13 protein-coding genes and 1 pseudogene are annotated in these 23626 nt (G+C 48.8%); 10 read left to right on the forward strand and 4 right to left on the reverse strand.

Translation table 11 applies throughout. The features are described from left to right. Nucleotides 1-42 precede the first annotated feature (42 nt). From T500_RS0102595 to T500_RS0102635, 10 genes and pseudogenes are all read left to right on the forward strand, one after another. Nucleotides 43-1668 carry a DUF6057 family protein gene (locus T500_RS0102595; RefSeq protein WP_230580827.1) on the forward strand — a complete coding sequence of 542 codons (1626 nt, stop codon included), beginning with the start codon at nt 43-45 and terminating at the stop codon, nt 1666-1668. Further along, nucleotides 1652-3136 carry a TolB family protein gene (locus tag T500_RS0102600; RefSeq protein WP_028906826.1) on the forward strand — a complete coding sequence of 495 codons (1485 nt, stop codon included), beginning with the start codon at nt 1652-1654 and terminating at the stop codon, nt 3134-3136. Before T500_RS0102595 ends, T500_RS0102600 begins: the two co-directional genes overlap by 17 nt. A gap of 10 nt (nt 3137-3146) precedes the next feature. Next, nucleotides 3147-4367 carry a DUF6057 family protein gene (locus tag T500_RS0102605; protein WP_155267401.1) on the forward strand — a complete coding sequence of 407 codons (1221 nt, stop codon included), beginning with the start codon at nt 3147-3149 and terminating at the stop codon, nt 4365-4367. 12 nt (nt 4368-4379) lie between these two features. Beyond that, nucleotides 4380-5831 carry a TolB family protein gene (locus tag T500_RS0102610; RefSeq protein WP_028906828.1) on the forward strand — a complete coding sequence of 484 codons (1452 nt, stop codon included), beginning with the start codon at nt 4380-4382 and terminating at the stop codon, nt 5829-5831. Between the two features lie 224 nt (nt 5832-6055). After that, nucleotides 6056-7306: pseudogene (locus tag T500_RS15010) on the forward strand (glycoside hydrolase family 43 protein); the annotation flags it as partial. Nucleotides 7307-7363: 57 nt separating this feature from the next. Then, on the forward strand, nt 7364-8713 hold the full coding sequence (locus T500_RS17120) for a family 43 glycosylhydrolase (RefSeq protein WP_196243458.1): 1350 nt from the start codon (nt 7364-7366) through the stop codon (nt 8711-8713). Between the two features lie 9 nt (nt 8714-8722). Further along, nucleotides 8723-10870 carry a TIM-barrel domain-containing protein gene (locus tag T500_RS0102620; protein WP_028906829.1) on the forward strand — a complete coding sequence of 716 codons (2148 nt, stop codon included), beginning with the start codon at nt 8723-8725 and terminating at the stop codon, nt 10868-10870. Nucleotides 10871-10889: 19 nt separating this feature from the next. Further along, nucleotides 10890-12812, forward strand: coding sequence for an alpha/beta hydrolase-fold protein (locus T500_RS16255; protein ID WP_080694764.1), 1923 nt, complete (start codon nt 10890-10892; stop codon nt 12810-12812). Nucleotides 12813-12838: 26 nt separating this feature from the next. Next, a complete protein-coding gene (locus T500_RS0102630) occupies nt 12839-14026 on the forward strand; it encodes a hypothetical protein (protein WP_028906830.1) in 1188 nt (395 codons plus the stop codon). Then, nucleotides 14023-14967, forward strand: a complete 945-nt coding sequence (locus T500_RS0102635) for an alpha/beta hydrolase (RefSeq protein ID WP_028906831.1) — start codon at nt 14023-14025, stop codon at nt 14965-14967. The genes T500_RS0102630 and T500_RS0102635 overlap by 4 nt, the downstream gene beginning before the upstream one ends. Before the next feature lie 101 nt (nt 14968-15068). Here T500_RS0102635 and pulA read toward each other — a convergent pair whose 3' ends face one another. The 4 genes from pulA to T500_RS0102655 form a co-directional block, all read right to left on the reverse strand. After that, nucleotides 15069-16973, reverse strand: a complete 1905-nt coding sequence (gene pulA, locus T500_RS0102640) for a type I pullulanase (protein WP_028906832.1) — start codon at nt 16971-16973, stop codon at nt 15069-15071. Between the two features lie 3 nt (nt 16974-16976). Continuing rightward, nucleotides 16977-19190 (reverse strand): glycoside hydrolase family 97 protein, encoded by a 2214-nt coding sequence (locus T500_RS0102645; RefSeq protein WP_028906833.1) that lies wholly within the window; start codon nt 19188-19190, stop codon nt 16977-16979. Next, nucleotides 19191-21869, reverse strand: a complete 2679-nt coding sequence (locus T500_RS0102650) for a 4-alpha-glucanotransferase (RefSeq protein ID WP_028906834.1) — start codon at nt 21867-21869, stop codon at nt 19191-19193. Nucleotides 21870-21986: 117 nt separating this feature from the next. Next, a complete protein-coding gene (locus T500_RS0102655) occupies nt 21987-23570 on the reverse strand; it encodes an ATP-binding protein (protein ID WP_028906835.1) in 1584 nt (527 codons plus the stop codon). Between the last annotated feature and the right edge of the window lie 56 nt (nt 23571-23626).

A 23626-nucleotide genomic window follows, 5' to 3' on the forward strand; every position in this document is an offset into this window, starting at 1 on the left:
ATCAGATTTATGAAGCCTGAATACATCAACAGATATCTCCAGATGGTAGTCAAAAAGAATTGGATTTTGTCAGTTTTTCTTGGCGCTTTGATCTTTTTGTTTTGGGGAGGTTATCTGCCGCATGCACTTTCTTACGCAGAGCAATACCAACTGTTTTTGTGGACGCCTGACTATTTGCTGGGATGCTTGGACCATCCAGGAGGGGCTGCCGAATGGCTGGAAACGTGTCTGGTGCAGTTTTATTATCTGCCGTGGTTGGGGGCTATGATTCTGGCCTTGCTTTTTATCAGCTATCAGCGGATGGTGGCAAGTTGGTTAAAGGCTGAGTCTTTCCTGCTGAGTTTGATTCCTACTATGTTGCTCTTTTGGGCGATGGGCGATCTGGATGTGCTTCTTTCGTTTCCTATTGCTGTTGTGGCTTCTCTGGCTATGGCTCAGATTGGTATGAGCAATCGTTGGTTGGATATCAGCAAGGAAATTGTTCTGACCCCATTGGTATATTGGTTGATAGGTCCGATGGCTTGGCTGTATGTGGCATTACGCATAGTGGTGAATTACAAGCGCTTTATCTGGCTGCCATTATGGTTGTTGGCCATACAACTGGTGTTGTGGCATACGTTGCTGGAGCAGTTACCCTTACACTCGGTGATGTGTTCTATGGGCTATTATCGTAGTCTATCGGTGGTTCCCCTGCTATGGATAGTGCCTCTCTCCGTACTGTTATGCGTGCTGGCTGACCGACTATATATAAATAAGGTATTAAAATGGCCTGTCCAGGCTATTGCCGTTGTGGTGTTAGGCTGGCTTGCTGTGACACGTGGTTATGCCGATGAGCGTTACGAGCTGGTATGGCAAGACTATCAAATCAGAAACGAGCATTGGGACGATATCATCAAAGGGGCCGAACAGAAAACAGTGGAAACAGCATTCTGGTCAAATAGCGTTAATCTGGCATTGGCAGAACGTCGCCAGTTGGCTGATAGAATGTTCGATTTCTATCAGAGTGGTATCGATGCCTTATTGATGAATATGGTTCGCGATCCGTTCTCGAATATTCCTGCTGCCGAGGCTTTCTATCGTTTGGGAATGATTAATTCGGCTCAACGGTATATGTTCGACATGCAGGAGTCGATCAATAATGGCAGAAAGAGCGGACGTTTTACTCAGCGCATTGCTGAGTGCTATATTATCAACGGGAAATACGATTTGGCCAGGAAACATCTGGCGCTCCTGAAGAACAGCCTGTTTTATAAGGGCTGGGCAGAAGAGGCTGAACAATACCTGGGCGATGAGGCTAAGATAAATGCCCATCCGGTATGGGGCCAGTTGCGACAGTATCGACAGAAACAGGATTTTCTGTTCTACTATCCGGAGATGGCTTCGATGCTGGGTAGCTTGTTTAATGGCAACAGATTGAATACCATGGCCTTGGATTATTTCGTAGCGCAGGTTCTGTTGAACGGCGACGCGCCAACCTTCCAGCAGGCATTACCATGGGTAGAGCAGTGTGGAGGCTATATGCAGATGCCCCGTGGCTATCAAGATGCCTTGAACTGTATCCAGCGTCAGGGTAATGTGCCTGGTTCGCCGTATGCTGCCTTTATCAGCAGGATGTTAGCGAAAGCACAGCAACAACAAAACAATCAAGTGTATGAAACGGCTCATTAATCATATTTCTATCGTTTTGACAGCGGTCTTCTGTCTGCTTGTGTTGGAAGGCTGTCGGCATCAGGTGGAGCATGCAACTCGTGTACATCAGGTGCCAGCTATCTATCCCGACTATGTGGGAGTGACTATCCCTGCGGGTATTGCTCCCTTGGATTTTAATTTTGTGGGTAACGATGTGGACCTGTTGGATGTAACGGTTCGTGGCTCCAAGGGAGGGGAACTTCATGTACAAGGTGATTGGGCTGATTTCGATATTGAAGCCTGGCAACAACTGACCCAACAGAATGTTGGTGGTGAGTTGCTATTTACTGTTTGTGTGGAACGTGATGACGAGTGGACACAGTATGATGATTTCAAGGTATATGTGAGCAAACAGCCTTTAGAGGATTATGGCTTGACTTATCGTCGCATTCCGCCTGGCTATGAGGTGGGAGGCGCTAACATTGGTATCTATCAGCGTGATTTGCATAGTTTCGACGAGACTGCCATTTTGAAGGTGAGTGCTGTTTACGGCCATTGCATCAACTGTCATACAGCTAACCAGACCGATCCTTCTGCGCTTACCATGCAGTTCCGTGGCGAAGGTGGTGGCACCCTGGTGCAGAAGAATGGCAACCAGCAATGGCTGAACACCCGTACCGATTCGACCAAGGCAGCTGGCAGCTATGCCTATTGGCATCCATCGGGGCGATATTGTGCTTATGCCGTGAATTCGGTGCATCAGAATTTCCATGTGGGTACCGAGAAACGTATCGAGGCTTATCACCGTTTTAGCAATCTGGTTCTTTTAGATACTCAGACCAACCAACTGATACTCTCGTCTTTGTTGCAGACGAAGGATCAGGAGATATTCCCTGCTTTCTCGCCCGATGGAAAGTATCTGTATTACAGTACTTCGAAACCATGCAATCTGCCTGCAGAGTACGAGAAGGTGAAGTGTAGTATTTGCCGAATTGCCTTTGATGAAAAGACAGGTTCCTTTGGTAGCGAGGTTGATACACTGGTAAATACTGCGGCTACCGGTAAGAGCTATACGTTGGTTCGTCCTTCTTACGATGGACGTTGGCTGATGTTCTGTGTGAGCGACCATAGTAATTTCCCGGTGTTCCAGAATGATGCCGACTTATGGCTGATGGATTTGAAAACAGGTGAGATGCGTGAACTGAAGGAGGTAAACAGTCGTCAGACGGAGAGCTTTCATAACTGGAGCTCAAACAGTGGATGGTTCGTATTCTCGTCGAAACGTGAGAATGGCGAGTACGCCCAGCTTTACTTGTCATCGATAGATGATAAGGGGCGTGTTACAAAGCCGTTCTTGTTGCCGCAGCGTAATCCCAAGAAATACTACGGCGAATTGTTCGACTCGTATAATGTGCCCGATTTCACTAAAACACCAGTAAGTCTGGATGTACATGAGGTTCACAGACAGGTGTTTGATGGCAAAAGACAACAGGTAGAGGTGAGATGATATGAGAGAAATGAAGAAGAATTGGCCCATTTACATGACTATTCTTTTCGGAATAGTGCTGTTTTGTTTCTGGAACTATGTGCGTCCGGCGCAGATAGAAGCCCGTGAAGCTTTTCAGTTGTTTCTCTTTCAGAGTGATTATTTTCTGTCGCGTTTGTCGGTGCCTGGTGGTATGGCGCGATATGTGGCCGAATTCTTGGTACAGTTCTTCAGGTCGGTGGCTTTAGGCGCACTGATAACTGCGGTTCTGTTGGTGCTTATACAGTGGTTGTCGTGGAAACTGTTGTGTCGCAACATGACTGCAGTCAGTCCTAGTCACCTCTTTCCATTTTCATTCCTTCCATCTTTTGCCTTATGGAAGATGATATGTGATATGGATGTGTCGATGACGCTTCCTGTTGCCGTCTTGTTGACGTGGCTGCTGATGTTGGTGTTGCCGAATAGAAGAAAGCCGAGCCTTGTTTCTTCGTTGGTGTTGATACCAATCGGATATTGGTTGCTTGGTCCCGTCATTATCTGTCTGGTATGTTGCCATTTCAAGTGGCTACAGAAGTCGGATGATCGCATTGTTGTGCTGGCAGAATCTGCTGGCTTGACCATTCTGTTGGCGGCATGTGTGCTTGTTAGTTCACATGTGGTACCATATTCTTTGTGGAATATCACTAAGGGTATAGATTACTGGATGATTCAGAGTGATAAGGCTGGAACGTACGAAGAAATAGAGTACGACTATCTGCTGCAACAGAAACAATGGGGTAAGATTATTACGCTTTCTGAAGAAGAGGAGCCCAAGTCGTTGGCTTGTAAGAATGTGGTCCGTTTGGCAAAGTATTACGAGAAACGTATCTCTGGCGAAGAGTTGAAAGAGAATATGCTGCATCCAAACAAGGTGCTGACCAGTGGCGCTGCAGCGATGATGATGAGTGATGTATATCTTCATATGGGATTTGTTAATATGTCGCAGCGAGCTGCCTTTGAGGTGATGATGAGTTCGCCTAATTATAATATGAGTGGTAGAGAACTTTCACGACTGGTTGAGACAAATCTGATAACCGGACAGTATGAGGTGGCATTGAAGTACATTTCGCTGTTGGAACATACACTTTTTTATCGCAGCTGGGCCAAACAGATGCGACAGCTGGCTACTAATCCTGAACTGATTAAGCGCTCACCGAAATACGGTTCTCTGCAAGAGGTTTATCAGCAAACGGTTGATGTGTTTTTCTTTTAAAAAAGTAATAGCATGAAGAAAAAGATATATACGGGTATGATGATGGCGCTGCTGGCAGTAGTACTGTCGGCCTGCGGTCTGCATCCCGATAATGTGCAACCAGTTAATCAGTTGCCGGCTATTTTCCCCGATTATGTGGGTGTAACAGTACCCGTTGAGATTGCACCGCTAAATTTCGCGATGACCGATGATGCGTTTACCGATATCTATGTGGATGTGAAAGGTATGAAGGGTGGCAGCATGCATGCTGAGGGGTCCTATGCTGATTTTGATATTGATGAATGGCATCAGTTATTAGCTGCCAACAAAGGAAGTCGCCTGATTGTATCAGTTTGGGCACGCAAAGGGGACAACTGGTATCAGTATCGCGATTTCTCTATCAATGTGAGTCCTTATTCTTTGGATGAGTGGGGTGTTACCTATCGTAGAATTGCGCCCAGCTATGCACTCTATGGTCATATGGGATTGTATCAGCGTTGTCTTTCTGATTTCTCAGAAACATCGATGCTTGAGAATTCGCAAGTCTATGGTCAGTGTATCAACTGTCATACACAGAATCGTACGAATCCAGAACAGTATGTGTTCCATGTGAGAGGTGAACATGGGACTACCGTTGTGCATAATCATGGAAAAGATAAACTGCTAAAAGCCCGTAACGACAGTCTGGGTGGTTCGATGGTATATCCTTATTGGCATCCCGGAGGGCGCTATTGTGCTTTCTCCACTAATAAGACCGCTCAGATGTTCCATAATGGCAACAACAAACGTATTGAGGTGTTTGATACCTCGTCGGATGTGTTTGTATACGACATGGAGCAGCATGTGGTAATCAAGGATACTCTGATTATGAAGACTGGCTGGGCTGAGAATACACCAGCCTTTTCGTCAGATGGTAAGTGGTTGTATTTCACGACTGCCAGATGTGGCAACTATCCCAAAGGCTATGACCAGGTAAAGTATAGTCTTTGTAGAGTGTCTTTTGATGAGAAAGCAGGTAAGATCGGTACCGAGGTGGATACGTTGGTAAATGCTGATGTAACAGGTAAAAGCGTAACTTGGCCTCGACCTTCGTATGATGGGAAGTTCCTGATGTACACGCAGTTAGATTATGGCTATTTCTCGGTATGGCACCCAGAGGCAGATTTATGTATGCTTGATCTTGAGACGGGAGTAAGCAGACCATTGAACGAGGTGAATAGCACGCGTTCGGAGAGTTTGCATAACTGGACCCGTAATAGTCGTTGGTTCCTGTTTACCAGTAGGCGGGATGATGGTCTTTATACACGTCTCTATTTCTCGTCTGTCGATGAACATGGAAAGGCTACCAAGCCATTTCTTCTTCCACAGCATAATCCCAAGGTGTATTATCAACGCTTAATGTATTCGTATAACACCCCCGATTTTACATCAGCACCAGTAAAAACGAATGCTCGCGAAATGGGTAGGAAAATAGAGCGTTTCTGATGATATCGATCTTGCTTTAAGTTATCTGTTACGTTTCACAAAGTAAATGATACATATAGGAAATCTAATATCGTTATTTTGTGCTACCTTTGCAGCAGTAAACTAATAAGCGAGAAAGAATGATTAATAAATCAGCAGCCATAGCAGCACTCATGTTGCTAGCTACAGGTGCGAAGGCACAGAACCCCTTCGTACAGACTTGGTGTACCAGCGACCCTGCACCGATGGTACATAACGGAACAATGTATGTTTATACTGGTCATGACGAAGATGGCGCCGACTTCTTCTGGATGCAGGAGTGGCGTGTATATTCAACTCAGGATATGGTGAACTGGCAGGACCATGGTTCGCCCTTGGCCTTGGAGACTTTCTCGTGGGCCGATGACCGTGCTTGGGCCGGACAGACTATCGAACGTGACGGAAAATTCTACTGGTATATCTGTGCTCATTCAAAGATTTCGAATGGTATGGCCATTGGTGTGGCTGTGAGCGATAGTCCTACAGGTCCGTTTAAGGATGCACTTGGAAAACCTTTGTTTGAGAATGGCAGCTGGGATCATATCGATCCAACCGTGATGATTGATGACGATGGGCAGGCTTGGCTGATGTGGGGTAATCCACAGTGCTACTACCTGAAGCTGAACCGTGATATGATTTCGTACGAAGGTGAACTGGGAAAGCTGCCTATGACCGAAGAGGCTTTTGGCGGTCCGATGATGAAGGAGCGCGAGAAGGGCAAGACCTATAAAGATTCGTATGTTGAAGGTCCTTGGTTAACCAAGCGCAATGGTACATATCAGTTGTTGTATGCCGCTGGTGGTGTGCCCGAACATATCTCGTATAGCACGGCACCATCGCCAACAGGTCCCTGGAAGTATGCTGGCGAGATTATGCCGCTGTGCGATACCAACTCGTTTACCAACCACTGTGGTGTGGCCGATTATAAAGGTCATAGCTATTTCTTCTACCATACAGGTAAACTGCCAAATGGTGGCGGTTTCGGTCGTAGTGTAGCTGTTGAGGAGTTTAAGTACAATGCCGATGGCAGTTTCCCAAAGATTATGCCCACCGATGCTGGCGTGAAGCCTGTTGGCGTGTTTAACCCTTATCGCAAGGTGGAGGCTGAGACCATGGCCTTCTCGAAAGGTGTGAAGACTGAACAGAACGACGAGGTAGGGGTTTATGTCAGTGACATCCACAATGGCGACTATATCAAACTGCAGAATGTGGCCTTTGCCAACAAGTATCCACGTACGTTCACAGCCCGTGTGGCCAGTGGTTTGCGTGGTGGCAGAATTGAGATTCATCTCGACAGTATCGGTGGCAGATGTCTGGGAACCTTGAATGTGCCTGCTACTGGTGGTTGGGAGAAATGGCAGACCATTACCATTGATCTGGATTACTCTACCATCACCGATATCGATGCACCAACCCGAACCATTTCGGGTTTGAACCTGCCTGCTACAGCCGACGTTTATCTGGTGTTCAAAGGTCGTAAGGGACCAAAACTGTTTAACTTCGACTGGTGGGAGATGCGTGGACTGGAGCAGGTGAATATGCCACTGTTCCAAACCAAATATACAGCCGACCCATCCCCCCTGGTAGTGGGCGACACTCTGTTCCTCTATACCTCGCATGATGCATCGCCAGAGGATATCCCCGATGTAAACGAGAAGAGCTCTGCTGGTTTCTTTATGTACGACTGGCTGTTGTGGAGCACTACTGATATGGTGAACTGGACCGAACATGGTGCAGTGGCTTCGTTGAAGGACTTCGCCTGGCGCAGTCGCGAGAACGGTGGTTGGGCTATCCAAACCGTAGAGCGTAACGGTAAGTATTACCTGTATGCCCCTCTGCATGGTCATGGCATTGGTGTGCTGGTGGCCGATTCGCCTTACGGACCGTTCAAAGACCCACTCGGCAAACCGTTGGTTTGGGATCAGAGTAACTGGTATGATATCGATCCATCGGTTTATACCGACGATGATGGGCAGGCTTATATGTACTGGGGAAACCCACATACCTTCTGGGCTAAGTTAGGCGAGGACATGACGTCGCTGACCAGTGGTGTCACCAAGTTGCCACATATTCCTAACTATCAGGAGGGACCTTGGTTCTATAAGCGCAATGGTCATTACTATTTAGGTTTCGCATCAACCTGCTGCCCTGAGGCTTTAGGCTATGCCATGAGCGACAGTCCCACTGGACCTTGGGAATGGAAAGGCTATATTATGAGGCCTACCCAGCGCGACCGTGGTAACCATCCTGGTATCTGCGATTTCAAGGGGCATTCGTATGTGTTCGGTCAGAATTACGACCTGATGCATCTGGAGACATTTGTACACCACGAGCGTCGCAGTGTGTCGGCTCAGGAGATTACCTATAATGGCGATGGCACCATCCAGGAGATTCCTTATTGGTTGGACCAGCAGCCCATGAAGCAGTTGCACTGGCTGAACCCCTACCAGCGTGTAGAGGCTGAGACCATGGCTTGGGGCTTCGGACTGAAGAGTGCCAAGATGGGTATCGAGAATACCGGTGTGGTAGCAGATATGCCTACCTCAACGGGAAAGAAGAATATGTATATCTTTGATATTAATGATGGCGAGTATATCAAACTGCGTGGTGTTGACTTCGGTAAGGGTGCCAAGCAGTTTAATATCACAGCAGCCGCTACTGGTGGTTGCACCATCTGTCTGCGATTAGACAGTGCCGATGGTCCTGTGGTAGGAACCGTAACCATCGGTAAGACTGGTGGCGTTGAGAAATATCGCTCATTCGGTGGCAAAGTGAAGAATGCTGCTGGTGTGCATGATCTTTATATATGTTTCGACAAAGCATCAGGTGATGTTCGTCTGGATTGGTGGCAGTTTAAAAAATAAATAACGATAATGAAGAAACTAATATCAACTATTCTGTTCTGTGTAGTGGCAGTGTCGGCCACTGCGCAGAACCTTTCTGTAACTTATGTGGCTAAGAATGCCGTGAGAGTGAGATACGCCAATCCGGCTACAAAGAGTGAATTGCCCGACTGGTTGTATGTGAGTCATGATGAACTGAAACAAGCTGATATTACTGCCGAGGTGGATGGTCGCACCTTGACGGTGAAAGATAAAACAGGTAAAGCTGTATTTAAAGCCACTGACCATCAGTTGGCGGGTAGCGAGGCTACACTGACTTTCGTCTCGCCTAAGGATGAATATCTCTTCGGTCTGGGACAGTTCCAGGATGGCTACAGCAATGTGCGTGGATTGTCGCGCCGACTTACACAGGTAAACACCCAGATCAGCATCCCCATGCTGATTTCGAGTAAGGGCTATGGCGTGCTGTGGAATAACTACGGCCTGACCGACTTTAACCCATGCAGCCATAGTGTGAAACTAACGAAACGTGCAGGAGCCGGTGAGCGTGAGGTGGTGGATGTCACCTCTACCGAAGGTGGCAAGCGTGAGGTTCGCGAACGCCATATCTTCGAGGCCACGATTGATATCGATGAAACCGCCGATTATGCGCTGCTACTCGATGTGGGGCAGAAGATGGCGCGCCGCCATAACCTGCTGATTGATGGTAAGCCAGTGATTGAGATGCAGAACCTCTGGTTGCCCCCCACGGCCTCGACGATTGTTCAGCTCTCGAAAGGAAAGCATCAGCTGTCTGCCGAACTGACCAAGGACGATCAACCTATATTATATTATAATAAGGTGAAAGACGAGACCGTGTTCCGTTCGCCAGTAGCCGATGGTGTTGACTATACGGTGTTTGTGGGTTCGCCTGATGAGATTATTGCGACCTATCGCGAGCTGACCGGTGAGTGTCCTCAGATGCCAGAGTGGGCTTTGGGCTATATCCACTGTCGCGAGCGTTTCCACTCTTCTGACGAGATTCTGCAAACTGCTAACCGTTTCCGTAGTGAACAACTGCCTGTGAGCATGCTGGTTCAGGACTGGCAGTATTGGGGCAAGTACGGTTGGAACTCAATGCGTTTTGACGAGGAGTTTTATCCCGATCCCAAGGCGCTGACCGACAGTCTGCACCAGATGGGTATGAAACTGATGCTGAGTGTGTGGTCGAAGATCGACAAGAACTCAGAAGTGGGTCAGCAGATGCTAGCCGCCAACTATTATATCCCTGAAACTGATTGGATTGATTTTTTTAATCCTGAGGCTGCCGCTGCCTATTGGAAGAACTTCAAAGAGCGCCTGTTGCCTTTGGGTATCGATGCCTGGTGGCAGGATGCTACCGAACCTGAGAACGACGACCTGTTGGGCCGTAAGGTGAACAACGGTCGATGGAATGGTGAACAGGTGCGTAATGTCTATCCGCTACTGGTGAACAAGACGGTGTATGAAGGTCTTGTGGCTGCTGGTAAGGAACCGATGATACTCACCCGTTGCGGTTTTGCTGGTATCCAACGTTACGGATCGGCCATGTGGAGTGGTGATGTGGGTAACGATTGGGAAACTTTCCGTCGCCAGATTACGGCAGGCTTAGGAATGCAGGCTGCTGGTATCCCCTGGTGGACCTATGATGCAGGTGGCTTTTTCCGTCCACAGAACCAATATACCGATAGTGCTTATATTGAACGCATGCTGCGCTGGATAGAAACGGCAGTATATCTGCCACTGATGCGTGTTCATGGTTATATGAGCAATACCGAGCCTTGGAACTATGGCAAGGAAGCACAGACTGTGATTGCCGACTGCTTGAAGGAACGTTATGCATTACTGCCTTATATCAAGCGTTGTGCCAAGGCTGTATCGGAACAGGGTGGTACGCTGATGCGTCCGTTGGTGTTCGACTTTGCGCATGATGCTGAGGCTTTACAGCAGAAGTACGAATATATGTTTGGTCCGGCACTTCTTATCAGTCCTGTTACTGAGCCTGGAGTGTCCAGTTGGCGCACCTATCTGCCTCAGCACCCTGGTGGATGGACCGATTACCATACAGGACAGCACTATGAGGGCGGTCAATATGTTGACACTCCGATAACTAAAGCCTTTATCCCCGTATTTATCAGAGCTGGCTATTCTATCAAATAACTACATAAACTTTAAACTTATGAGCAAAAAACTATTATTAACTCTACTGATGGCTTGCGTAATGCAGGCAAAGGCTGGAACCATCACTAATGCCGATGGTACGGTAACATTCCAGTACAAGAACGACCAGGCCAAAGAGGTGCTGGTAGATGTGCAGTTTGCAGGGCGTAAAGCCATGCAGAAAGATGCCAAGACTGGCTTATGGACCGTAACGCTGGGTCCGGCTGCCCCCGACATGTATCCCTATTGTTTCGTGGTTGACGGTGTGAGCATCATGGACCCCGACAACCCACAGTATTTCCCCAACGAGGGTTTTAAGAACAGTCTGCTGGAAATCAAGTCGAAAGACGGATTGCCCCACGACATCAAGAATGTGCCACATGGCACCATGGAGTATATCCATTATTACTCTAAAAGTCTGGGCGGCACCAATACCGCCATCGTGTATCTGCCACCCAACTACATGATGAGCCGTGATAAGAAATACCCTGTATTCTATCTGATTAGTGGTACAACCGATACCGAAGAGGTATATTATAAGGTGGGTCGTGTAAACTATATCCTCGACAATCTGCTGGCTCAGAAAGCTGCCAAGGAGATGATTATCGTGCTGCCTTATGGCAATCCTACCAAGCTGTTGGCTGCACCTGCTGCTAACGGCGCTCCACAGACCCGTTTTGGTGGCGACGTGTTCAGTAAGGATTTGATTAACGACCTGATGCCGTATATCGAGAAGAACTATCGTACTATCAACAACAAGGATCATCGTGCCATCGGTGGTTTCTCACGTGGTGGCAACCAGGCTTTGTTTAATGGCTTGAGCAACCTTGATAAGTTCTCGTATCTGTGCAGCTATAGCTCGTTTACATCAACAGATATTGCCGGTGTTTACGATAATGCAGAAGATACCAACAAGAAAATCCGTTTGTTCTGGTTAGGTGTAGGTACCGACGATTTCCTTTATGGCAATGCCCGCGACTATATGGAATTCCTTGATACCAAAGGTATCCGTAGCGTGAAGGAGTTTACCAACGATAAGTTCGGACATACCTGGATGAATGCTAAGTACTTCCTGACCAAGACCTTGCCACTGCTCTTTAATAAGAAGGCATCGGAAGAGGCTATGAAGAATGGTGAGCCAGCTCCTGCAAAGACCGGAAAGGAACAGCAGTTTACTGCTGGTGTGATGGCACGACTCTTCCCGCGTCCTATCATTTCGCCAGAGTATACCGAGGATGGTATCATCTTCCGTTTCAAGGCGCCTGATGCTAAGAAGGTGGAGCTGGAGTGCGAGATGCTGCCCGAGAATGTGGCTATGGAGCGCGACAGCAATGGCGTGTGGAGCGTGAAGCTGAACGAGTATCTGTTTGAGACCTTTAAGTATTGCTTTGTGGTTGACAGCATGCAGGTTACCGACCCCAGCAATATGTATATCTCGCCCGATGCCGGCTTTAAGTACAGTGTGGCCGACAATCCCAAGTCGCCATTCAACTTTGCCTCGCAAGGTGAGATGGATCACGGTCGTGTCAGCTACGACTTGGAGCGTAATACCGCTTTCTATATCTCTGGCAATATGCGTATGGGTGTGATGCCTGCCTTTATCCAGCTGATTCCTGTCGAAGGCGAATCGGTAGAAAGCTGGTTTAAGGTAGGTGGTGCCGATGCCATTACCGACCGTTTGATAGCCGATGGCAATGCCAAGCCCTGTATGATTACTGTAAGTGCTCAGGACTTGAGTCAGCAACAGGGTGGTATGCAGATGCCAGGCTTTAAGATGAATAAGTTGGATGCTAACGACTATCCTACATGGGGCTTGCGTCGCAGAGCTTTGGTAAAACTGTTGCTCGATATCAAGAAGCAGCCCGATCCAGAGTTCCCAGCCATGGGTGGCTTTGGCGGTGGCGGCTTTGGTGGCGGTTTTGGCGGCGGCCCCCAGATGTAATACGTTTCTAACTAATTGTTTTAATGATGAAGCAACTATTATCAACTATAATTCTTGGTTGTGTTACCCTCTGCGCTCAGGCGCAGCAGGGTGGCCAACTTCCATTAGCTTATCAGGTAGAGAATACTGGCGCAGCGTTTGCAAAGCCTGCCATGCCTGCAGCTAATGAACTGCCCGTTATCAAGGACCTGCCCGACCCACTGAAAGGCGTGAATGGTTTCAGCGACTGGGCGCGTCGCCGCAGTGAGATAGCTGCCCTGATACAGCATTACGGCATTGGCGAGAAGCCGGCTGTGAAGAAAGAGAATATCAAGGCCCGCATGAGTGGCGACACCCTCATTGTGGATGTGACCGTGAATGGACAGACACTCACTCTGACCTCTGAAATCAGATATCCCAAAACGGGCAAGGCGCCTTATCCCCTGATGATTGGCTCGAGCATGATTGCGCTGCCACGCCAGTTGTTCGAGGACCGTCCCATTGCCACCATGAACTTCCACGAGAAGCAGGTGAACGACTACGGACAGTGGGGTAAGCACCATGAACGTGGTGAGCACAACTTCGACCGTTTGTATCCACAGTTGAAGGATAACGGTGCCTATAGCGAATGGGCTTGGGGCTTCAGTCGTTTGATAGATGGACTGGAACTGTTAGGTCCTGAGATCACCAAGATTGACACCAAGCATATCGGCGTTACGGGGTGCTCGTATGCTGGAAAAATGGCCCTGTATTGCGGTGCCTTTGATGAGCGTGTGGCACTCACCATCGCTCAGGAGCCTGGTGGTGGCGGTGCTGCTGCCTGGCGCTACTCGCATCTGCAGGACAGCGTAGAGAATCTGGATAAGACCGACTATCACTGGTTCCTGGAGAGTCAGCTCGAAAACTTCCATGGCGACAGTGTGTATCAGCTGCCTTACGACCAGCACGAGCTGTGTGCATTGGTGTGCCCACGCGCCCTGTTGCTGTTGGGCAATCCCGACTACAAGTGGTTGGCCGACGATGCCATGTTGGTATCAGCCAAGGCAGCCAAGAAGGTATGGGAGCGTTTCGGTATTGCCGATCGTATGGGTTGGAGCATCGTAGGTGGTCACGGCCACTGTCAGTTGCCTGAGTGCCAATGGCCCGAGGTGCTGGCCTTTATAGATAAATTTTTGTTAGACAAAGATACTAAAACGAGTGATATTCGCGTTTATTCTAAAACATTAATCAAATGAAGAAGACTATATTATCAGTATGTATGTGTTGCCTCTCGGCTGTGGCCATGGCTCAGCCAGCAGGCGGATTCGGAGGTTTTCAGGCACCTCAGGTAAAGCTGGAAACCTCGCAGGAATGGAAGGATGTGAATTATGCTGGCGACGACCAGGCTTATCACACCTGCGACATTTATCTGCCTAAGCAGGAAAAGGCTTCTTATCCGGTGGTGATTCATATCTATGGCAGTGCCTGGTTCAGCAACAGCAGCAAGGGTATGGCCGATCTGGGTACCATCGTAAAGAGTTTGCTGGATGCCGGTTTTGCTGTGGTTTGTCCTAACCACCGTTCGAGCATGGACGCCAAATGGCCTGCTCAGATTCACGATATCCGTGCCGTGATTCGTTTTGTACGTGGTGAGGCTAAGAAGTATAAGTTTGATACCAAGTTTATCGCTACCAGCGGTTTCTCTTCAGGTGGTCATCTGGCTTCTACAGCTGCTACCACCAGCGGTACGAAACAGACCAAGGTGGGTACAGTTGATATCGACTTGGAAGGTAATGTAGGTAACTACCTGAATGAGAGCAGTGCTGTGAATGCTGCTTGCGACTGGTCGGGACCTATCGACCTGACTGCTATGGACTGTGGTGAGTCGATGAAGATGGGCGAGAACAGTCCTGAGGACGTGCTGTTGAACTCTAAGTTGGCTAAGGAACCAGATAAGTATCTCAGTCTGAGTGCCAATACCTATGTGGATAAGAACGATCCTCCTATCATCATCTTCCATGGTGAGAAGGATAACGTGGTTCCCTGCTGTCAGGGAAAGGCTTTCTTCGAGACATTGAAGGCTGCAGGTGTAAAGACCGAAGCCACCTTCGTTCCTGAGGGCAGTCACGGTGGTCCAGCCATGTATGTAGATGAAAACCTTCAGAAAATGGTGAATTTCCTGAAGGCTCTCCTGTAATATTACTATTCTTATAACGAAAAGTAGCTTTTTGTCACGCAAAAAGCTACTTTTTATTTGGTGAAGAATTACTTTACGACAAGCGAAAAGTTACTTCTTGATTAGTCGTGAAGGATTAATGCCGACTGTGGCTCTGCAATGGTCTTGGTGCCTTTAATGGTGCCGAGACCATTTTCGTTGATAGTGCCATCGCAGCACACAATGGTGTACTCTCCATCGGGAATCGTAATCTCAGTGGGCTCCTTGCTGGCGTTCAGTACCACGATGATGTTACGCCAATTGTCACGACCAGCGTAGTTCTTCAGTCGGAAGGCTACCACATTCTCTGGGGTATCGATAAACTCCAGGTGTTTGCGTACCAAATCGGCATTGCCTAAGCGGAAAGCAGGATGGTTCTTACGCAGCTGAATCAGGTTCTTATAATAATTGAATACCTGTGGATACTGCTTCAGGTTATCCCAGTTGAGTTGGTTGATGCTGTCGGGCGATTCGAAGCTATTGTGTACGCCTTTCTTATTTCGTAGCAGTTCTTCGCCGCTGAGCATAAAGGGTACACCCTGCGAGGTGAACACTGCGGTCTGGGCCAGCAGGTTGAGACGAATGAGCTCTTCGGTTGTGATGCCAGGGATACTCGACTGTAAGCGATCTACCAAGCACATGTCGTCGTGACAGCTTACGTAGCTAATCATCTGGGTAGGCTCGATAGCCCATGGCTCCTTGCTATAGTTTACCTTGGTCATATCCACCTGTGGATGACTGATGGCACCTGCAATGCCGAACTTGATGCTCTCCTTATGGCCATCCAAACCTGCTAAGAATGCAGGCTGTGTATCGTCGCTGAATGGACCACGCAGGGCATCGCGAATCTCATCGCTAAAGGCAGCGATAGTTGGCATCTGTGGGATGTTAGCCTTCATACCCAATTGCTCGTTAGGAATAGCACAGGCACCAGCGCTCCAGCCTTCACCGTAGATAAACAGACTAGGATCGATCTCGTTGACGGCCTTGCGAATGGCGTTCATGGTCTCGATGTCGTGTACACCCATCAGATCGAAACGGAAACCATCGATGTGATACTCGTTAATCCAGTATTTTACGCTCTCAATCATAAACTGGCGCATCATGGGCTTCTCCGATGCTGTCTCGTTGCCACAGCCACTGCCGTTGCTGTACTGGCCATCGGCTGTTTTGCGATAGAAATAGTCGGGATAGGTGCGCTGAAAGTTGGAGTGCTCGATGTCGTAGGTGTGGTTATACACCACGTCGAGAATCACACGGATGCCAGCCTTGTGCAGTGCTTGCACCATCTGCTTGAACTCGCGGATGCGTACTTCAGGCTTGTAAGGATTGGTGGAATAGCCACCCTCGGGCACATTGTAGTTCACTGGATCGTAGCCCCAGTTGTACTTGTTGTCGCTCAGTCGTGTCTCATCCACCGAACCGTAATCGTAGCTGGGCAAAATATGGATGGCATTCACACCTAACGACTTGAGGTGATTGATGGCCCAAGGCTCGGTGAGTGCCATGAACTTGCCTGGATATTGGGCATCCTGACGATGGATAGAGAAATCACGATGGTGCATCTCGTAGATAACCAGGTCGGCAGGCGACTTGCATACGGGATGCTGATCTTCGCACCATCCCTCGGGGTTGGTGCTTGCAAGATTGATAATGGCGCCACGCTTGCCATTGGCACCTACGGCCTTGGCGAATACACCAGGGCACTCGCCTTTGCCCATGTCGAAGGTGTAGAACATACCCATCAGGTCGCCCTTGATGGTGGCTGTCCAGCACTCGTTGCCGGTTTTCTGCATCTTCATGCTTTTAATGGCTTTGCCGCCCAGACCGTCCTTATAGATGCGTACGGTTACCTGCTTGGCATTATTAGGGGCAAAGAGTTGGAACTTAGTTTCTTTGGGGGCATAGTCAACCTCCTTAAAAGTCTGTGCTACCACCTGTTTAGGTAGTAGCATAGACAACAAACCTGCTAATATCAATTTTTTCATGCTTTATCTAGCAATAAGTGATACGGCGAATCCTCCACCAGGAGCCTCAGTGAGCTTGAGTACATCCTTGGCTGTTACCACCTTCTTGGTGATGACGTAAGCCTTTGGGTTGTGCTCGTAATGGGCATCCTTGGCATCGGCGTAGATGGTACAGTCGTATTTACGACCTTTATCCAAGAAGTTGAGCTTGATAGTGCTCTTGTGTCCGTTCTCATCGCACTTGCCGCCAATAAACCAGTTGTTGGTTCCCTTGGCCTTGCGGGCAACGGTGATATAGTCGGCTGGTTCGGCCTCCAGATAGATGCTCTCATCCCAGTCGCAAGCTACGTCGCGGATAAACTGGAAAGCATCATCGTACTTCTCGTAGTTCTCGGGTAGGTCGGCAGCCATCTGCAGGGGTGAGTACATGGTGAGATAGAGTGCCAGAGAACCAGCGATGGTGATACGTGCCCATGAGGTGTTCTCGCTCCAGTTCTTAAGCTGGGTCTCGAAGATACCTGGGGTGTAGTCCATCGGACCGCCTTGCAAGCGTGTGAATGGCAGGATACAGGTATGATCGGGTCTTGAACCACCGAAGGCTTCGTACTCGGTACCACGTGCACTCTCGCCACCAACCAGGTTAGGCCAGGTACGGCATAGACCAGTAGGACGTGTAGCTTCGTGGCTGTTAACCATGATATGATGTTTGGCGGCCTCCTTGATGACATAGAGGTAGTGGTTGTTCATCGACTGTGAGTAGTGGTGATCGCCACGAGGAATGATATCGCCTACATAACCGGTCTTTACGGCATCGTAGCCATATTTGTTCATCAACTCGTAAGCCTCCTTGATATGACGCTCGTAGTTCTGGGTAGAGCTTGAGGTCTCGTGGTGCATCAGAATCTTAACACCCTTAGAGTGGGCGTAGTCGTTCAGCATCTTGATATCGAAATCGGGGTATGGGGTCACGAAGTCGAATACATCGCGCTTCCATAGGTTAGCCCAATCTTCCCAACCTACATTCCAACCTTCAACCAATACCTCATCAAGACCGTTCTTGGCTGCAAAGTCGATATAGCGCTTAACCTTCTCGTTGTTGGCACCATGACGACCGTTGGGTTTTACCTTGTTCCAGTCGATCTGGTCGAGCTTGATGCTGGGGTAATCGTCGGTATAGTTCCAAGAGCTCTTACCAACAATCATCTCCCACCATACACCGCAGTATTTGGTTGGGTGAATCCATGAGGTGTCCTCAATCTTACAAGGCTCATTCAGGTTCAGAATGAGGTTGTTCGACAGCATGTCGCGTGCATCATCAGATACCATGACTGTACGCCAAGGTGTATTGCAAGGTGTCTGCATAGCGCCTTTCAAACCAGTGGCATCTGGTGTAAGATGACTTACAAAGGTGAAAGGCTTTGGCAGTGGGAAACGCGATGGAGCAGGATTGGGGGTATAGGCATTGGTAAAGCCTTTCAGCTCCTGTGAGAGATGCTTGGTCTGAGCATCAACCAACTCCAGGTGCATAGTGGCGTAATCCTGGCAGGCAGCCTCGTGGATGTTGATGTAGAGTCCATCGTCGCTCTTCATCTGGAGTGAAGTCTGAACACCTGTCTCTGAGAACACGGCTACCGATGAGTTATACCAGTTAACGGCCTCGTTGAAACGGGCACGTATACCAGAGAGCTTGGTCTCTTGTGTCTCCTGCTCCTGAGTATCGTAGTCGCCAGGCAGCCACCAGGCAGTGTGATCGCCTGCCATGGCAAACTCTGTGCGTTCCTCTTCAATCAGGAAGTAGTTCAACTCCTTCTGCTGTGGAAACTCGTAACGGAATCCGATACCATCGTTGTACACACGGAAACGGATAATCATCTGGCGTTTAGCCGAGGGCTGATCCAGCGTTACTACCAACTCGTTGTAATGGTTGCGAATGTTCTTGGTTTCGCCCCATACCGGCTGCCATGTCTCGTCGAAGGTAGATGTTTCTTCCTTGGCGATAGCGAAGCCGTCCATCAGGTCGGTCTCGTTTGTCCACTTGGATGAGTGACGGTCCTTGGCCAGTTCCAGTCCGAGATGTGAGGGTTTGATAACCGCACGACCCTTGTAGGTCATCTCGTAAACAGGGCGGCCTGTGTTGTCTACTGTGAATTTAACCTCGATATTGCCGTTAGGCGATTTTACATTGCCGGCGATGGCCATGAGTGGCAGCAAAGCCAGCGATAAGAGTAACTTTTTCATTTATTTTCTTCCGCTTTGGATAATTAATGTGCTGATTTCGTTATTGAAGTCGTCGGCCTGCAGCAACTGCTCGATGGTGAGATGCATGCGGTAACGCCAGTAATGACGTGGGTTAGCCGGGATATTGATACGTTCGGCATTCTGGTCGGGCAGACGGAGACTCTCGTCGGTGCTCAGCCAATCCTGCAATGACAGCAGACAGAGCATTGAGGGTGATGTGAGATGGCGACTCACAATGTCCTTTGCCAACCAACCTGGCAGTGGGTGTGGAGCTGCACCACCACGGCGTAAAGTGGTGTTATAGTAAGTCTGTGTCTGCTCCTCGTCCTCGTCCCACCATTGGCGCAATGTTGACATATCGTGGGTAGAGATGGTATCTACCGAGCGATAGGGGTTATGCGACAGTTTTCCGAAACGTGTGGTTGGATCCTTTGGCATCGACTGGATTTCGAGACTCAGGATGCGCAGTTCGTTCATTACCCAGGGCACGCAGTCGGGTACCATTCCCAGGTCTTCGGCACAAACCAACATTCGGGTAGCTTGTGTGAGGCGAGGCATCTTCTTCATAGCCTCGGTGTACCAGAACTGGTTGTTACGACGGTAGAAATAGTCGTTGTACAAACGATTGAACACAAACTTATCGTTGTCCCAAAGGGCTTCGTAGATAAAGTCGTTCTGTACACCGATACGTGGGTGGAACTTATCCTTGTTCTTACGGTCGCGAACAAACAGTACATCGCTGATCAAGGCATACAGACCATCGCGCAGATTCAGATCTGCCTCGTCGGTCTTGCCCTTGAAGGCGGTTTCAACCTTACGCTGGGTGTCGTATTCGGGCTTCATCTGCCAGATATCGTCGTGAGCATGATTCAGGAAGGTGTCTTTTACGTACTGAGCACGCTCGCCAAAAATGCGCTCCAAAGTCCAGTCGGCAATGAATGGCTTGGTGAACAGCTCCTCCTGGAAGTGCAGACCGTAGGCTTCGATTTCCTCGCGGGTCATGCCCAGTGATGGTGAGAACTGACCTAACAAGCCGTGAACGGCATCGATAGGAATTTCCCAGATGCGGAAGAAACCCAACACGTGGTCGATGCGGTAGGCATCGAAGTACTCCGACATCTTGCGGAAACGACGAACCCACCATGAGCAGCCGTCTTCAAGCATGGCATCCCAGTTGTAGGTGGGAAAGCCCCAATTCTGTCCGTTAGCCGAGAATGCATCGGGTGGTGCACCGGCCTGTCCGTTCAGATTGAAGTACTTGGGCTCTACCCAAGCCTCTACACCATCGCGACTGATGCCAATGGGGATATCGCCCTTCAGTACCACGCGCTTCTTTCGGGCATAAGCATGGGCGGAACGCATCTGCTGGTCGAGGTTGAACTGTACATAGTACCAGAAAGCTACCTCTTTATATAACTTAGTTGTTGACTTGCTCATAGCCTCGCGCTCGCTGTCGGGCAGCTCGTGATGGTCGGGCCAGTCCTGGAAGGTAGCTGTGCCGTACAAATCGCGATAGTGACAGAATGCAGCGTAAGGTACTAGCCACTCCTTATTCTGATCGAAGAACTGCTTGAAGGCTGCCGTCTTCATCGTCTTGGCGCCTTCCTGTGCATAGATGGCATGCAGATACTCCATCTTGGCATTGTTTACACGCTCATAGTCGATCTGTGGCAGGGCGTTCAGTGATTTACGTAGTACCTCGTACTCCTGACGTAGCTTCTCGTCCTTAAGCTGAGGCAGCTGGCGCAGATCGGTGTATTGTGGATGCAGAGCATAGATGCTGATAGAGTTGTATGGATATGAATCCTGCCAGGTGTGGGTGATGTTGGTGTCGTTGATAGGTAATACCTGCAGTACGCGCTGCTTGGTCTTGTCGCACCAGTCAACCATCAGTTTCAAATCACCAAAGTCGCCTACACCAAAGCTACCTTCACTACGTAGTGAGAAGATAGGAATGACGGTTCCAGCACCCTTCCAAGGATATACGGGGAAATAGGCTTGCGACAACTCGTAAACCACTACTTCGCCATCAGCCATCTGGGGTAGATCTACGGTACGATTCATGCCGTTTTCCCACAGTGGGGTAACATCCACTTTCTCGTCGAGGGCAACGAATTTGAACTCGATGGTACGGGGTAGCTTGTCGGCGTCAAGACTGATAACCCATTCGTTGTTCTCGTGTTCTGCCATATCAATGGCACGCTTAGCTTCCCAGTTTCCTAGGGTTTCGCCGCCACCAATCAGTGCCAGACGCTCGTTGTTACGTAGCTGTGGGGCACGAACCTTCAGACGTATGGTCTTGCTGTAGGATGTAAGGTTGCTCATTTTTGGTGTTCGGGCGGCTACACACTCGGTAAAAGCAGTCGAGTACATATACGAATCTTCTGGGATATCAATCCAGTGGTCGTAAACCATATAACAGGCTCCTTTTGAAGCAGCAAACTCCAAACGGTGTGGAATAACCAGCCACTCGTGGCGCTGCTCATGGTCGCCGCGCATCACGGTATAATAATAGTCGATGTGGGCAGACGATTTCTCTGCCTTATTCATTTCGCACATCCAGTGCAGCCCATCCAGGGTTGTCATCTTGTGCTCTTCCGTCTTGTCATCCGTTAGGATGTTCAGTGCCAGCTCTTCGCCGAAGATAGTCTGGTACTCCAGGTTGAAAATGATCTTCATACCAACTTGCTTTTAGTTATTTTTGGCAAAAGTACGAAAATAACCCGTTCGGTGTTTCCAAACGGGCTTGTATTTGATAGTTTCTCGATGCAAACGATTGCATGCAAGAAGCTCTGCTTATCGGGGGAGTGTCATGACGAATCTGGCGCCAGGACTGAAGTCGGTATCAAGTTGTATATCGCCTCCCATGCGGCGTGCCATACTACGTGCAACGGTTAGTCCGATGCCGGTGCCTTCGTAATATGTATCGAGCTGTACAAACTCGTCGAAGATGTGCTCAGCTTCTTTGGCAGGAACGCCGATGCCATTGTCTTCGATAGCGAACTGTACACAGTTGGGTAGGGTTTCTACATGCAACTTGACACGCTGGTCGGCGCTTTTTGCACTGAATTTGCGCGCATTGTCGAGTAACAGGGTTAGGGCACGAACAGCTGCTTGCATATTTGTCTTCAACTGTATCTTCTCAACATCAGGCTGCATCTCTAAATCGAACGTCAGTGAGGGAGTATCGGCAATCATACTCTTGACGATGGCCTCGCTAACAATCTTATTTGGCGATACCTTATCGGTTCGCTCAATCACGTTGCGGCTGTTGGCATCGCTCAGTTCCAACATCTTGTTAACCAGACCAGTAATACGTTCGGTATTGGTTACAATGTCGTTGGCAATCTGCCTCTTCTCATCCTCGCCTAACTCTAAGTCAGGTGTAGTGAGTATCTGTGTAAAACCACTCAGAATATTCAATGGGGTACGTATCTCGTGCGAAATCTGTTGGATGAAGTGGGTCTTCATCTTTGATGATTCCTCGGCTCTGGCTGTTGCCTCTATTAGCTGGTGGTTGGTTTGTTCCAACTCCATGTGACTCATTTCCAGAATGTTGTAGTTGGTTTCTAACATGGCGTTGGTGAACTGCAACTTGCGGCGGGAACGATACAAGGTGAAGATATAAAGTGATATGAGTGCCAGAATAATAAATACGCTTACATACCATATCCACATGGGCACACCATGATGACTGACACCTTCTTTGATTTCAGAGCCGTATATCTTATCAACCACTCCTTCGCTGTCCATCTTGGCTATCTCCAGACTGATGGCGTCAATCAGTTCCTTGTTGTGGCCAACATAGCAGTATTCGCGTGGCTGTAGCGAAATCTCCTCTCGAGCCAAACCTTCTAGGTTGTAATGATCGATAAAGTACTTGGCCTGATAACGGTAACAGATGATGGCGTCGTAACGGCCGTTTGCCAGTTCTCGGAACGACTGGTCGAGATCGTTTACTTTTACGCAAGTTCCACCTTCACGCTCCACCAGTTCGGAAATATGGCGTGAATTCAGGAAGGCAAACGTCTTACCTTTCAGGTTACGGAAATCAAACGTCTTATAGTCGCTTTTACGATACACCACCTGATAGTACAGACGGAAGATTGGGCGTGAATAATAGATGGAATCCTTGCGATAGGATGAATATACCATCATGGCCAGATCGGTATCGCCGTTCAGCACCGAGGTGGCCACCTTGTTCCACAGGTTAGGTACATAATAGTATTTGATACCCATACGTTTCATCAACTCACGTGTGAATTCGATGTCGTAACCATGGGGAAGTCCGTCTTTGTCTACCGATTGCAGTGGGGCATAGTTAGCATCCAGACCAATAGTAATCTGATCTGTAGGTGGTACGAATGCTGCAGCCCGCATAGATATACTGCATAGAGTTGCTACCAACAACCCTACAAGCCAGTATCTGTCTAGTC

Origin of the sequence: Xylanibacter ruminicola Ga6B6, assembly GCF_000687715.1 — a bacterium.
GTDB lineage: Bacteria > Bacteroidota > Bacteroidia > Bacteroidales > Bacteroidaceae > Prevotella > Prevotella ruminicola_B.